The sequence below is a fragment of the Buttiauxella sp. S19-1 genome (assembly GCF_022134725.1).
Classification (GTDB): domain Bacteria; phylum Pseudomonadota; class Gammaproteobacteria; order Enterobacterales; family Enterobacteriaceae; genus Buttiauxella; species Buttiauxella ferragutiae.
Window position 1 is genome coordinate 1 of sequence record NZ_JAHWLU010000122.1, and the last position, 14,194, is coordinate 14,194.

Consider the following 14,194-nt stretch of genomic DNA (forward strand, 5'->3'; position numbering starts at 1 on the left):
ATTTTGACTCCAGGTGGCAGGGTCCAGCCGTCGGGAACGGCTGGAGGGCGCGATCGTCTGGAACGAATCGCAACCGACCCTGACACGGAGGCAAAATGGAGGTTTACCGCTTGCGGCGATTTATTTGTCGGGAGTCCGGGTTCTTAGGGTGGCGACGATGGCCACCCTAAGACGTTCACCGGTTCTGTGGCGACATAAATACTCAATCGCCTGGTGAACGGAACCTTCTTCGGCTCGACAGAAAACGCCCCTCAAAGATCTGTATAAGAGCCAGCTCCCTTGGGGAGAGGTCCCCCCCCTCTAAACCAAATACTGATTAAACCAGGCAATAGTCCGCGTCCACGCAAGATCCGCCGCCGCTTTGTCATAACGCGGGGTCGAATCGTTATGAAAACCGTGATTCACACCCGGATAAATATACGCTTCATAAACTTTCTGATTGGCTTTCAGCGCCGCCTCATAAGCAGGCCATCCCTCGTTAATGCGCGAATCCAGCTCCCCATAATGCAGCAATAATGGCGCTTTGATGCGCGGCACATCTTCCGCTTTTGGCTGGCGTCCGTAGAACGGAACCGCTGCAGCTAATTCCGGATACGCCACCGCCGCAGCATTAGCGACACCGCCGCCGTAACAAAAACCAGTCATCCCGACTTTCCCTGTCAGCGCATCGTGGTGCATCAGGAACTCAATCGCGGCGAAGAAATCATTCATCAATTTGGTGGGATCAACCTGCGATTGCAGCTCGCGCCCCTTTTCATCATTGCCCGGATAACCGCCGACCGAACTTAAACCGTCTGGTGCCAGCGCGATAAATCCTGCCTTGGCAACACGCCGCGCCACATCTTCGATGTAGGGATTAAGCCCACGGTTTTCATGCACCACCACCACGCCAGGCACTTTACCCGCCGCTTTTGCTGGCCGCACCATATACCCCCTCACCTCGCCATGCCCTTGCGGACTGGGGTAGCGAATATATTCAGCCACAATATCCGGGTCGGTAAATTCCACTTGCTGTGCGAAGGCATAATTTGGCGTCAGCAAAGTCCCCAGTGCCGCCGCCGCAAGCCCGCCGACCACAAATTTCCCCGCAATGTCGAGAAACTCACGTTTGCTGATTTTTCCGTGGACGTAGAAATCGAAGTATTCGAGTAATTCAGGAGGGAAATCTTTTGCGGTCAGTCTGGTCATTTGCAGGCCCTTTATCGGTAAAAGATGGATAAATAATGGCCTGCATTTGACGATTTTGTAAACTATCTGCGCGTCACGTTCACTCGCCATATCCCAAAGCACACCAGCACCAGCGCCAGGGCGTAACGCCATTCGAGAATACTTTCTTGCAAGAAGATGGCTGAAAGCACCGCACCCGATACCGGAATCAAGAAGTTAAACGGCGCGATCATTCCCACGCGGTTGTGTTTGAGCAGCAAGCTCCACAACGCAAAGGCCACGGAGGACAGCAACGCCAGATAGCCAAGAATCGCCACCGACTCCAGGCCATGAAACTCAAGCCGCCCGCCGCTTGCGTAGCCGCCAACAGTCAACACCACGCCACCGATGGCCAACTGCCAGCCTGTCATGATAGTCGGGTCGATGGTTTGCGAAATGCGCTTCCCATACAGCGAAGCGGCAGAAAGAATAAACGCTGCCAGCACCACGAAACCGTCACCCATCCAGCTAAAACTGAAGTCCATCAACTGGCTGTTGAAGTTCACCACCATCACACCGGCAAACCCCAGCACACAGCCCACCACTTTGTTAATACTGAGCTTGTCGTTTTGATAGATAAAATGCGCCAGCAGGACACTAAAGAAAGTGCCAGTGGCATTCATAATTGAGCCTTTCACGCCGGTGGTATAGGCGAGGCCAATGTAAAAGAAGATGTATTGAATGGCAGTTTGCGTAACGCCGAGCAACGCTAACTGCGAAAACTGGTGGCGGGATAAACGCGCAATCGGCTTGCCTTGCAGCATCGCGAACGCCAGCAATAAAAGCCCCGCGATGACAAAACGATAACCGGCGAAAACAATTTTGCCCGCTAAATCGTCGGTCGCTATCTGAAAAATGTCATAACCATTTTTAATTGCCGGGTAAGCACTTCCCCATAACAAGCAACAAAAAGCGGCTCCCATCCATGCGAATTTCTTATTAGTAAACAGCGAAACGTTATTACTCACGCCCCTTCCCTTACCCAAAAATAAACTGTCGTTTCAGAATCGGCCATTATCCGTTAATAGCGAAAAATAGCGATAGTGCCATCCACACTTTGCGGCAGTGCGAATGGCACGACAGTGACTTTATTTTTCAGGGTAATGCGATGGGCGAGCTTTCGGGTGAACCGCAAAGTGCCCTGCTGGAGCATTTTCCACGGTCACAGGTGTGAGATGTGGAGCCTGTCTTCTCTGCGATTTATCGCGGAACATATAAACGATAAACGGCAGAATAAACACCAGACCGAAGCAGATAATCAGCAGACCGGCATAAATATCATGGGCGCTGCTGCCAGGCAGAGAACTCGGTGGAATAAACGAAACAAAGAACGCCAGCACTGAAACCAGCAGGCCAGAACAGGCGACGACCAACTTAACGGCTTTACCGCCAGGAATCTGGAAGTCACGTGCTCTGTCACGTTGATGAAGCACCAACTGAATGTATCCGAGGAACAGCATCAGGTAGCTACACAGATAAATCACCACCGTCAGCGACAGAGCAATCAGGAATGACATATTGCTGCCGCCACCAGTATTAGTGAGGACAACCAGTGCGAGAGTAGTGATGCATAACTGGGAAATCACCAGCGCTACTGGAACACCATTTTTATTCACTTTGGCAAAACGCGAAGGCAATAAACCATCCCGTGCGGTGACTAACATGCCGCGCGATGGGCCAACAATCCACGAGGCAATCTCGGCCAACACGCCCAGCATCAACAGCGCAGCAATAGCGCGAATCGCCCACTCGTATTCAGGCCCGTAATAACTAATCAGGGTACTAAAAGCCTGCATCACGCCAGCCGAAAGGTTGATTTCATCGTGCGGGATCACGGCGGCGACAGACAACCCACCAATGGAACTCAGCACAATGGCGGCAATGACCAGCAGGAATATCGCCAGAGGGTAATCACGCGCTGGGTTATTCATCTCATTGACATGGGTTGCCGAGGCTTCAACACCCATATAACTGAGCACAAACGCCACAAACACCACTAACGTGCCAATCTGCGAAAAATCAGGGAAGAAGGTCTTCTCTGACATCTCAATCGCCAGCGGTTGCCCATGATAAAGCCACGCCACAGCCAGCAGCACCAGGACAATCGCCGGGAACAAAATCCCAAAGAAGAAACCGAATTTGGCAATAATCGCGGTATAGCGTGTCCCTTTAAATTGAGTCAGCGCCAGCCCCCACAAAATAACCACCGCCGCTACAGTTCTCACCAGCGGGTCGGTATTTAACGCAGGCCAACTCAGGATGTAAGAGAGAGCACCGAGCACAAAATAGAGCATCGGGATAAAACCGATGGCGATTTGCAAATAGCTAAAAGAGATCGCCGCAAAACCCCAGCGTTCCCCGAGCGTATTGGAAACCCATGCGTACAAACCACCTTCTTGCCAGCCCTCAACTGTGGCCATTTCAGCGGCACACAGACCAACGGGAATAAACCAGAAAATCCCGCCCATCAGCAGGAAGAAAATCAGGCTAAAACCTGAAGTGGCAAAAGTGGGATATTCATAAACGGCCATCACCATTGAAGCAGTAATGGCAAAAAAACCGAGCAAAGTGAGCGACTTTGCAGGGGCACTCGTCGTTGTACTGGACATAATCCTCTCCACATCAGCAGGTTTGAACCACCTGCCGATGTTCATTCACGATTAGATAAGAGAGCCGTAACAAACAGGCTCTCTGGTTGATTGATAAGAAAGGGGTTTATGCGTGGTTGAAGCCGCCCGCTTCCTCGGCAGTCAGCGAATGCGTGACAGGATTTTTTTCCAGTGCTGCGAGCGTGCGTTTCAGGTCGCTTATCAATAATTCGGCCAAATCGGTACTCATGCCATGGCGCACCAGAATGCGCTGCACCACTAGATCTTCGCGGTGAGTCGGCATGGAATAAGCAGGCACCTGCCAGCCACGGCTCCGTAAACGGTCAGCCAGATCGTACAGCGTGTAGCCACAATTGCGTTGGTCAGCTTTTAGCGTCCAGGTCAGTCCTGGAATGCCATTTTGCTGGTTGCCATCATAGATAACCTCGAATGGGCCGATAGCGGCGATTTCACGCGCCAGATACTGGGCGGTGTGATAACAGGCCATGTGAATTTTGCGATAACCTTCGCAACCCAGGCGCAGGAAGTTGTAATACTGAGCGACAATTTGCCCACCAGGACGTGAGAAGTTCAGCGCAAAGGTCGGCATATTGCCGCCGAGGTAGTTAACGTTAAAAACAAGTTCCTCTGGCAGATCTTGTTTTTCACGCCATACCACCCAACCGGCACCGAGCGGTGCAAGGCCGAATTTATGACCTGACGCGTTGATAGATTTCACACGTGGCAGACGAAAATCCCAGTCAATTTCTGTGGCGCAGAATGGCGCCAGGAAGCCACCGCTGGCGGCATCAACGTGCATCGGAATATCCAGCCCTGTGCGCTCAAACAAATCATCCAGCGCATCGTGAATCTCTTTCACTGGCTCGTACTGGCAGGTGAAGGTAATCCCCAAAGTTGGCACTACGCCAATGGTGTTTTCGTCGATATATTTCAGCGCTTCTTCGGCTGTCATCATCAGACGGTTGCCTTCCAGCGGCACTTCGCGCAGCTCCACGTCAAAATAACGGGCGAATTTATGCCAGCAAATCTGCACCGGGCCGCACACCATATTTGGCTTATCGGTTGATTTTCCTGCCAGTTCACGGTGTTTGCGCCAGCGCCATTTCAGCGCCAGACCGCCCAGCATCGCGGCTTCGGAAGAACCGATAGTGGAACAGCCCATGGTGTCGGTGGCTGACGGAGAATGCCAAAGGTCCGCGAGCATGTTCACGCAACGCTGCTCTATCTCAGCAGTCTGTGGGTACTCATCTTTATCAATCATGTTTTTGTCGATGGAAAGATCCATCAGCTGGCGGATTTCGTCATCCACCCAAGTCTGGCAAAAAGTCGCCAGGTTCTGGCGGGAATTACCATCCAGCATTAATTCATCATGAATAGCATGAAAAACATTGCGTGGATTACTTTCGTTGACCGGAAATGCGTTTTTAGGCAGTGCGGTAGATAACTCTATCGAAGCATAAACATCGTCATTTTCATTTTCGACTGGCTGAATAAGTGTGGTCATAATAAATCCTCTATGGGTATCACTTAAGTTGATAATTCAATTAAGAGTGAATATGGAATTACTTAACGCTTTGGGTCAGCTCACCTAATTTAGCTTTCGGTGTTTTTTGACACTGTTTAAAAATCCTGGGTACTGACACGGTTTCAACTTCATGCCAATGGATATAATCGCCACCTTTAAAATCTGTATTTCTATTCACTACCCAAAAGGCGACTGGGGTCATGGATTTAGGGTTCATATCCATAAACTCCTGACAGGTCATATTTTGTGGTGTCGTTTCCTGAGTAGCGAAAGCACTATTCATAGTGGCTGAAAAAGCGGCAGCAGCAATAATTACCGAGACATAGGCTTTAATATTCATCATTTACTCCACTGTTTTTGGTGTATCGTTAAGGTTCAATTTCTTGTGCTTCGCTGGCGTCAAATTCCTGCGCAGCGCGATAAATCCAGCAGCGCTGAAGATCATCTCCACGCCAATGAAAGCGGTGGTAAATAAATAGGATTGTTCAGGGTTCAAACTGAGCCAGACAACGGCAATCAGCAGGTCTAAAACACCGATAATAATGTTGGTGATCGCCCCCGCGTTACCACGCATAGTGAAGCCGGAAACGATGCGTGAAACCCCGCCAACAATGAAGAAACAGCTAAATACCAGCGACAGTGACGTCATGCCAATCAGAGGATGGATGACAAAACTGAAGCCCAACAACAGCCAGGCTAAGGCAAATATCACGCTGACAAATTTAGAACGCCAGTGGCGTGAACGAAATACCACCAGACTATAAAGAGTATAAAAACCGCAAACCATAAACATCATGCCGATGATATAGCTGAGGTACATCCCGGCCATAAAAGGATAAATAAGACAGCAGGTACCACAAATAAACAGTAGCACCGCCATCACCAGCGCATGTTTTCTATAATGAAGACATGAAGCCTCACTCAGTGCTTTCAGTCGATATTGATTAAATATAAACATTTTATTTCCGCCATATCGTTATTGACCAACTAGTTATTGGTTAAAATAGTAAGGCCAGCTAGCAAACGGAGTAAATAAGAGTGAAGCCCTATCTTCATACGCTCAATCTGACGTCTGACTCAATAATCTGACAAGTGTCAGACAGCTCCTGCAATATTCATTCCGCGCTCTGATTTTCATTCGTTTTGTTATTTCCTATTCTGTCTGGGTTGGTGATTAACACCCATTTTATTAAGGAGACGATAATGAAAAAATTAATTCTGGCAGGCGTACTGGCAACCATGATGAGTTCTGCACCGGTATTCGCTGCAACAGCAACGACTCCAGCACAAACTGCTGCGGCCACTGCACAAATCCAAAAAGAAGCGGCTGATGTGATGCAGGTTGCCGTTCAGGGCGCGAATGCCATGCGTGATATTCAGCTTGCTCGCCTGGCGCTGTTCCACGGCGAACCGGCCAGTGCTAAAAAACTGACTGATGACGCAGCAACACTGCTAAAAGATGACAGCATCGACTGGAAGAAATTTGTCAAAACCGACGCCAAAGCGAAGATGATTGACGACCAGTACGTCATCATTAACGCCACAGTTGCCCTGTCTGAAGACTATGTTGCGACTCCAGCAAAAGAGAGTGCGATCAAATCTGCCAATGAAAAACTGGCTAAAGGCGATAAAAAAGGTGCGATGGACACTTTACGTCTGGCGGGGATTGGCGTGATGGAAAATCAATATCTTATGCCACTGAACCAGACCCGCAAAGCGGTAGCTCAGGCACAAAAAATGCTGGCAGATGGTAAATACTACGAAGCGAATCTGGTACTGAAGGGTGCTGAGGACGGCATCGTTGTTGATAGCGAAATGTTCGCTGCCAGCAACTAAAATTATCGTGCTGGACGTCGGATGACGCTGCGCTTATCCGACCTACAAAAGCTGTATTTGTATTATCGTGCTGGATGACGCTGCGCTTATCTGACCTACGATTTCGGTTCCAGTTCCGGTTTCGTAGGGGGGGATAAGCGCCAGCGTCATCCACCATTTTTAGTGGCTTATCAAACTATCAATCTCCACGTCAATTTCCCGCATGACTGCCGTAATTTTTTCTAACGTTTGCTGCCGCTCCTCAAGTGGTAACGAACTATGACGACGTGATTCGAAAGGTTCACACAACGCCTGAAGGGCGGTGATTTCCAGAATCTGTGCCGAACCATGCAAACGATGCAACGCATGCAAAAACATTTGCGGTTCATCCTGCTCTATTGAACGCACTGCGACCTGTAAATCATTGGCTGAAGCTTCGCGGAAGGTTTCCAGAATCTCGTTCATCAACTTCCTGTCACCCCCAGTATTCTCGGTCAGAATGCTCAGCTTCAAATGTCGTGTAGTACACAGCGATGTGCGCCCGCTATCGAGTTTGCTCAACTCGTGAGTCAGCGTCTGAATCGAAACCGGTTTAAACAGGCACTGATTCATACCGCTTTGCAGGCATTGATCGCGTGATTGCGAAAGCGCACTGGCGGTCAGCCCCCAGATTTGCAGCCGCATATTCTGGCGACGCAAAGATGCCGTCAGCGCCAGCCCATCTTTTTTTGGCATGTTCAGGTCAGTTATCAACAAATCGTACGCGTTATTGGCGATTTTCGCTTCCGCCTCCTCACCGTCGCAGGCTTCATCCACGTTGTAACCAATGGCATTCAGCTGGCGTTTTAACAACAGGCGATTCGTCGGGTTATCGTCCGCAATCAGAATCGACAAACGCGGTAATGGCGACAATGCGGCCGGGGTGTTATGGGTCGGCGTAAGCCTCTTCTGTGCAGTTTCAACCAGCAACGTAATCGTGAAAGTGGTGCCCTGCGACTGCTGGCTACTGAGTTCCAGCGTGCCGCCCATCAGCGTCACCAGCTCTTTGCAGATAACCAGCCCCAGTCCGGAGCCTGTCTGTTTACGCCCCTGGCCTGCCTGAACGTAACGGTGGAATAGTGTCTCCTGCTCTTCGGCACTAATCCCGCATCCGGTGTCGCTGACCGTCACCACCAGAGTCCCATGCTTATCCTCAACTTCTGTCAGACGGGATAAGACCTCAATATGCCCTTTTTCGGTAAACTTCAGCGCGTTGCCGACCAGATTGGTGAGAATTTGCCGCCAGGCTTGTGGATCAATCAGCACCTGAGCGTCCGCCGCCAGATGGCTGATACAACGCAACTCAACACCTTTCTGCCTGGCCAGCGCGTCAAATGAGTGGCACTGTAGATTGATAAGCTGTGATAAATCAGTCCATTGCGGTGCTATCTGGTATTTACCAGACTCAATTTTATCGACATCAAGAATCTTGCCGATCAACCCCAGCAGCGATTGTGCAGTTGCCCCTGCCAGTGCTATCGCTTCTTTGCGTTGACTGGCGTTGAGATCCGAGCTCGACAGCAATTCTAAAAAGCCCACAATCGAACTCACCGGGGTACGCAGCTCATGGCTCATACTCGCCAGGAAACGGCTTTTCGCTTTAGTGGCCTGAATCGCTTTATCTTTCTCGGCCTCCAGCTCATGGGAGAGCGTCTCTTTAAGCTGCAATTCTTCTTCGAGTTGCCGTTGCGACTGTTTTCTTTTGCGCACTTCACGCGACAGCGACAGCCCCCAGCCAAGGCTAATGGCTATCAGCACCATCGCGAAGACCACCAGTTGATAGAACTGCTTGCTGTACAGGTTCCAGGTATCTTTCTGTACGCTGGAAATTTTCGACCACTTTTCCGTCATTTGCAGAATGTCGCGCGGAGGAATCGCTTGCAGCGACTGACTGATAATCGACTTCAGTTCGGGTTCATCGGAGGCTATCGCAAAACTCAGCGAACCGCTCGGCATCCCCGGCAGGCGCATGTAGTACATATTTTGCGGGTAATAATGGTCAATCATGTAACGGGCGGATAGCTCGGTGGTAATCGCCGCATCGACCTTACCCTCCTCGACCATTTTCATTGCCTCACCGACATTTTCCGTTTCAACCAGAGTCGCCAGCGGGTATCGCTGATGTAAATCAGCAACCAAAACATCCCCCAGCGCTACGGCAATGCGCAGTGGTTTGGTCAGCAAGCGGTCAGCATTTTCGTGATGCGCGGTGACAATAACGAACGAGAGGCTCATCAACTGATCGCTAAGCGAGGTGTTCTGCGGCGTATTATTCAGCGTGGTGGCGGGGATCATGTCCCACTGCTCTGGTGCCTTTTTTGGGTCGGAACTCATCATCACCGGCTGAAATTCAAGACCGGTTTGCAGCTGAATAATATTGAGTAAATCAGCCATGATTCCGCGTAACTCGCCTTCCTTGTCGATCAGCGTAAACGGTGGATAGTTGGGATTAATGAGCACTTTGACAGTGCGGTGCTTATCCAGCCAGTTTTGCTCTTCCTGGCTAAATGGGCCAGGTGAATTCAGATAGGAAAGATTGCCGCGGTTTAGCCAGTTCTGCATCATCCGCATATGGGTTTCATTGCTGATTGAGGCAATAAAACGTTCAAGGATATTTCGCAACAGCGGCTGACGGTTGCTGGTAATAAAGTAATTGTATTGTTCTTGCTTGTTAAAATAGTGGGTAATCACCAGCGATTGTGAAAAGTATTTAGAAATACAATTCCCGGTAGTCACGTTATTACCAATAAAATATTGGTTTTTACCGGACACCACCGATGACATCGCCTGGTAGTCATTATCGTAATAAGTCATTCTGGCATTCGGGAACGCCACCTTAACAACATCGGCAAACGAGCAATCGCGCACGCAAGCAACAGTCACCTCTTTGCTGGTTTTTAGCGGCAGCAAAGTGTTTTTAAGTGACGTCACCAGTGTCGGCCAGGTTTTGATCAACGCAGACGTTGTCAGCAAAGAACTCGGCGTTTCTTTGTGGGCAGTTAACTGAGTCAGCAGCGTATCGACTTCGTTTTTCGACAGTGCCGCAAGAGCCTCTTTCTCGCTATCATATTGTTTAATAATAATTTTAATATGCAGATTTTTCTGCAGAAGAGCCAGGTAATCGGCATTAACACCCTGATATATCCCCCCAGTACTCTCATAATCAATAGGGGAAACTTCCGGCAACCAGGTGCCGACAGTCAGCGTTTTTTTGCGCTCGAGCCATAACCTGTCTTCTGTACTTAACCGAATATCCAGCACCGCAGGCTGGTAATTACTTTTAAGCTCAATAACCTGTGTGGCGCCAGAAGAAGAAAAACTACTCAGGCAAAAAAACATCATCAAATAAATAAACCAACGAGACTGCATCTTATTAGCCAATTTTATTTCTTTGCGCATAATCATAGAGTTCCATTAATGATGAGCAATCTAACTTTTCCATTAAACGGGTTTTATAAGTACTTACCGTTTTATTACTGATATTCATTTTGTGGGCAATAGTGGTGTAATCAATGCCGTTGAGAATGTAGCGTAAAACCTTCATTTCCTGAGTCGATAAAGTATCCAGTTTATCTTGTTCAGTGAGGGTCACACCGCTAAAACGCTCAACAGAGAAAGGAAAATAGCTATAACCATTTTTTGCCGCTTCAATAGCCGCCAGAATATTATTCATACCCTCTTTTTTACTAACAAAACCATTCGCGCCGTACTCGGCACTGCGCTTGCCGTAGAACAACTCATTTTTGGCAGAGATGATAATAATAATACCGACGTAGTGGCGTTTGCGGAGTTGCTCCAGCACTTCGATACCGCTAAGACCGGGAATGTCTACATCGATGATCAGCAGTTCCGGTTTGAGTTTCTCTACGGTTTGCACCACATGCTCGCCACTGTCGAGTTCAGTGGTGACGGTGATGCCGTTGGTATCGAGCAAGTTGCGTATAGCAATCCGCGCCAATGGGTGATCGTCAACGATTATCGCGTTCATTGCGTGAGTCAATCCTGATGTAAAAAGGAATAATATTTAAGCCGGAAGAACAGATGTGGTTGTTATATTATTATTTTTCGAGATGAATCTGGAGCGGGTTAAATTCTAACATATCTGATTTGGGTGTTATTAAATATTTACAGTCAGAGTCGATAGTGCCAAAAAATGATTTAGATCATATTTTGACTACACGTGTAGGAATGGGAGTTCAATTATTAAGGAAATATCTTAATGATTTTATAAATACGTTCTTTATAAATGATGGGGGAATGTTTGACCCAAAAACAACTGGCAACACAATTAGGGTTAGCTCAACAGGCCATACCACATTATGAGAATGAAATCTGAGATTATCAGTTTCATTATTGGCTGATCTATCTGAAGCTTTAGGGGGATCAATCAATGAGTTATTTGGATTAGAGGGATAGTGAAAAAGAAGGCGCAGAAGGACTTTTCGCGGGTCGGAACGCCAGGTTTGAGATGTCATGGTTAGATGCCCGTTTGTACAGGCGCACGTCTAAGTTAGCAGGACGGGTCTGTTGGCAAAATACGGCACTAAATTGACGCTTACGGATAGCAAGGATAAATTTATGTACTAGCTTAAAAGGGAAGCTAGCTCCCCTTTTAAAATATGATTAGATGATTTATTTCTTAAGCAAGCGCGGTAACTGATTATTAAGCTCAAGCAAACAACTGCTCATATACTTTTCTGTCTCGGCAGTGACGCGAGCATAATTATTGGCTCGCCAATCCGATAGCTTCGCTTCTACAGGCGCTGGAGAACATTCCGCTACAGTAAAGGCGGAAAACATATTGCCATCTTCAGGGCGCTTATAAAAAATCAGTTTGTATTTCAGTTGATAGGCCGGATCGGTCGCCGCCACATCGTTATAAATCAGTGCCCATGTTGCATGACCAATATAAAGCGGATTCTTGTAAGTATACCCATTAGCGGACCCATCTGGAGACAGATTAGCTGGTTTATCACCAGCAGCCAAATAAGCCAAATCATCGCTATTCGGCCCATCAGGGATTGGAGTTACCGTTGTGTTACCACCCGTATTCGGTACGCCATCAGTATTTCCAGTGTGACTTCCCCCGGTATCAACCTGTTCATTATTACCGGTATGATTTGGACCTTGCGCCGGTAATTGGTTCCCGCCCGTATTACCTGGGCCTGATTCCGCTACCTGGTCACTACCGGTATGCGCAGGAGCATATTTATCCTGAAGCGAGTTGAGATAGTTTTCAGTAACCTCGTCGTTACCCATCATTTTCAGAGTGATAAGATGATCCAGTTCATCAGATGTCATCTTATCGGCAACATCCTTGAGAGCCGCTCCGGCAAGCCCAACGATCCCTGCTTTAGCGCCAATCTCCAGTAGTTGCTCTGCAACCTTGTTACGACATGGTGCAGCAATGGCACATCCTTCAACCAGCGCTTTACCCAGCAGGTTATTCTCAACAACAACTTCATCCGTTGTGCAGCTAGCCAGAGAAAACCATTTTTACCAGCACAATCAGCAGGTTATAACCTGTTTTTGCCAGTGCATTTTGATGCACGGGCGCATAAGCCCTAACGTGCGTTTTCGCAACCCGTTACCCATTTTTCCCGACACTGTTTGAAGAAGGTCTGTAGGCTCTCGGGCCGCAAGCAACAACAGATACTGGAGTTTATTGAGGTGATCACTGCTAAGCGACCACCAGTGGGGAAGTGGATCTGACGACTGGCTGACAGGTAAAAAATCCCGGCTGAGGGGCCGGGATCTTTTTAATTATAAATTGTCAGATCTTAGTCCAATGCGAAAACTCTCTGATGGGAATAGCGGCTGTATTATGATTTCATCGTTATAAATAAATAACTTTGGTGACAATGCTGTAACATCATAAACGTTTTCCGCTATCAGCTTAATATTTGTCCTGAATAGTGGTATATCTGCATCATCTGCTAAGACAAATACGTCGTGGTTTTTTACTAAGTTCGCGTTTAAGACACCATATAAATCATCATAATCACTATATTTCATCTCCTTCCACAAAACTCCTCCGGCGGCAACGGGATAATTATAAAGCATATCGATAGCTTTTCTTTCTTCGTCACCAATAACTATATTAAAATCAACAAGCAACGCTTCTTTGCATTCGTCAAACAAAGTCATTGTTTCTACCTATTTAGCTGTTTCAATATAGTTTCAAAAGCTTTTTCATTACCTTCAAAAGGTATGACGGTTTTTACTGCCTTACCAGGCCCTTTACCTTTTGAGTAATCCCACATATTAATATGTGTTCCTTTCTCTGGATCATAATCCACACGCCAGCCTACCTTGCCATCGCTGGATTGGCGACCAATAACCTTTCCATTACCAGCACTCACTTCCAATCGGCCAATAACAGGCTTTGAATCAGCACCTAAATCACCAACCATATTTATGGCTTTATTTCTAGCAGTTTCCCAATTCTTTTCGGCTTTAAGCACCATTTCAATACGGTTTCCGACTCCCGGAACCTTCTTACCCGGCAGTATAATACCGGCCAGCATCCCGCCCGTCGCTTCCAGCGCGGCCTGGTTTCCTTCAGACGCCTGCACCACCGTCTCTTTCACCGCTGACCAAGTATCGCTGCTCATCAACGCTTTGACGTTATCCGCCACCGCCTGATTCTTACCCGCTAAATCACTCAGGGCTTTGTTACAGTAGCTGTCTCCGGCTGCACATGAAGCCAGCGCCATTGCTGCATCGGCAGCATAATCCGCACTACCCAATACCGCATCACCGGTATCAGCAAGTCCATTGATAATGGCGTTTGCGATGGCAGATGTTGTGCCTTCACCAAGCTTATCCCTGACCTGATTTTTCAGGGATTAGGCGGCCTGTTTCACCGTTTCACGGGCCTGGTCACCGGACAGCGAGTTATTCTCAACAACAACTTTATCCGTTGCGAAGTCGGCCAGCGTACACTAACTTTCCAAGTGCTATCAGTATATTGCAGGCCATTTCCGCCTGTGCATTCTGA

The 14,194-nt window shown here is 48.2% G+C and carries 10 protein-coding genes and 2 pseudogenes; 1 reads left to right on the top strand and 11 read right to left on the bottom strand.

Annotated elements, in window-relative coordinates; genetic code table 11:
* Positions 1–300: 300 nt before the first annotated feature.
* The 6 genes from yghX to MES37_RS20325 form a co-directional block, all read right to left on the bottom strand.
* Entirely contained in the window at positions 301–1,188 is an 888-nt protein-coding gene (gene yghX / locus MES37_RS20300) for a YghX family hydrolase (protein ID WP_064540974.1), read from the bottom strand.
* Between the two features lie 62 nt (positions 1,189–1,250).
* Entirely contained in the window at positions 1,251–2,129 is an 879-nt protein-coding gene (locus MES37_RS20305; protein WP_064540997.1) for a DMT family transporter, read from the bottom strand.
* 165 nt (positions 2,130–2,294) lie between these two features.
* Entirely contained in the window at positions 2,295–3,815 is a 1,521-nt protein-coding gene (gadC, locus tag MES37_RS20310; RefSeq protein ID WP_237932523.1) for a glutamate:gamma-aminobutyrate antiporter, read from the bottom strand.
* 106 nt (positions 3,816–3,921) lie between these two features.
* The gene (locus MES37_RS20315) at positions 3,922–5,319 is read right to left on the bottom strand and encodes a glutamate decarboxylase (protein ID WP_064540979.1); all 1,398 of its coding nucleotides are present in this window, start codon (positions 5,317–5,319) and stop codon (positions 3,922–3,924) included.
* 58 nt (positions 5,320–5,377) lie between these two features.
* A complete protein-coding gene (gene hdeB, locus MES37_RS20320) occupies positions 5,378–5,623 on the bottom strand; it encodes an acid-activated periplasmic chaperone HdeB (protein ID WP_370090874.1) in 246 nt (81 codons plus the stop codon).
* A 60-nt stretch (positions 5,624–5,683) separates the two neighbouring features.
* Complete coding sequence (locus MES37_RS20325) at positions 5,684–6,298, bottom strand: DUF308 domain-containing protein (RefSeq protein ID WP_133522943.1); 615 nt, start codon at positions 6,296–6,298, stop codon at positions 5,684–5,686.
* Positions 6,299–6,543: 245 nt separating this feature from the next.
* Between MES37_RS20325 and MES37_RS20330 the strand changes: the two genes are divergently transcribed.
* Positions 6,544–7,176 carry a YfdX family protein gene (locus MES37_RS20330; RefSeq protein WP_064540985.1) on the top strand — a complete coding sequence of 211 codons (633 nt, stop codon included), beginning with the start codon at positions 6,544–6,546 and terminating at the stop codon, positions 7,174–7,176.
* Between the two features lie 159 nt (positions 7,177–7,335).
* Here MES37_RS20330 and MES37_RS20335 read toward each other — a convergent pair whose 3' ends face one another.
* The 5 genes and pseudogenes from MES37_RS20335 to MES37_RS25000 form a co-directional block, all read right to left on the bottom strand.
* Positions 7,336–10,563 (bottom strand): ATP-binding protein, encoded by a 3,228-nt coding sequence (locus MES37_RS20335; protein WP_232887189.1) that lies wholly within the window; start codon positions 10,561–10,563, stop codon positions 7,336–7,338.
* A 4-nt stretch (positions 10,564–10,567) separates the two neighbouring features.
* The gene (gene evgA / locus MES37_RS20340) at positions 10,568–11,182 is read right to left on the bottom strand and encodes an acid-sensing system DNA-binding response regulator EvgA (RefSeq protein WP_064540988.1); all 615 of its coding nucleotides are present in this window, start codon (positions 11,180–11,182) and stop codon (positions 10,568–10,570) included.
* Positions 11,183–12,396: 1,214 nt separating this feature from the next.
* Positions 12,397–12,651: pseudogene (locus tag MES37_RS24995) on the bottom strand (VENN motif pre-toxin domain-containing protein); the annotation flags it as partial.
* Positions 12,652–12,957: 306 nt separating this feature from the next.
* Positions 12,958–13,341, bottom strand: coding sequence for a CDI toxin immunity protein (locus MES37_RS20350; RefSeq protein WP_237932525.1), 384 nt, complete (start codon positions 13,339–13,341; stop codon positions 12,958–12,960).
* A gap of 5 nt (positions 13,342–13,346) precedes the next feature.
* Positions 13,347–13,724 (bottom strand): annotated as a pseudogene (locus MES37_RS25000) (hypothetical protein); the annotation flags it as partial.
* Positions 13,725–14,194 lie beyond the last annotated feature (470 nt).

Excerpts from the sequence above, each read along its gene's own strand:
- yghX (WP_064540974.1), bottom strand. The coding sequence starts at position 1,188 with ATGACCAGACTGACCGCAAAAGATTTCCCTCCTGAATTACTCGAATAC.
- MES37_RS20305 (WP_064540997.1), bottom strand. The coding sequence starts at position 2,129 with ATGGGAGCCGCTTTTTGTTGCTTGTTATGGGGAAGTGCTTACCCGGCA.
- gadC (WP_237932523.1), bottom strand. The coding sequence starts at position 3,815 with ATGTCCAGTACAACGACGAGTGCCCCTGCAAAGTCGCTCACTTTGCTC.
- MES37_RS20315 (WP_064540979.1), bottom strand. The coding sequence starts at position 5,319 with ATGACCACACTTATTCAGCCAGTCGAAAATGAAAATGACGATGTTTAT.
- hdeB (WP_370090874.1), bottom strand. The coding sequence starts at position 5,623 with ATGAATAGTGCTTTCGCTACTCAGGAAACGACACCACAAAATATGACC.
- MES37_RS20325 (WP_133522943.1), bottom strand. The coding sequence starts at position 6,298 with ATGTTTATATTTAATCAATATCGACTGAAAGCACTGAGTGAGGCTTCA.
- MES37_RS20330 (WP_064540985.1), top strand. The coding sequence starts at position 6,544 with ATGAAAAAATTAATTCTGGCAGGCGTACTGGCAACCATGATGAGTTCT.
- MES37_RS20335 (WP_232887189.1), bottom strand. The coding sequence starts at position 10,563 with ATGCAGTCTCGTTGGTTTATTTATTTGATGATGTTTTTTTGCCTGAGT.
- evgA (WP_064540988.1), bottom strand. The coding sequence starts at position 11,182 with ATGAACGCGATAATCGTTGACGATCACCCATTGGCGCGGATTGCTATA.
- MES37_RS20350 (WP_237932525.1), bottom strand. The coding sequence starts at position 13,341 with ATGACTTTGTTTGACGAATGCAAAGAAGCGTTGCTTGTTGATTTTAAT.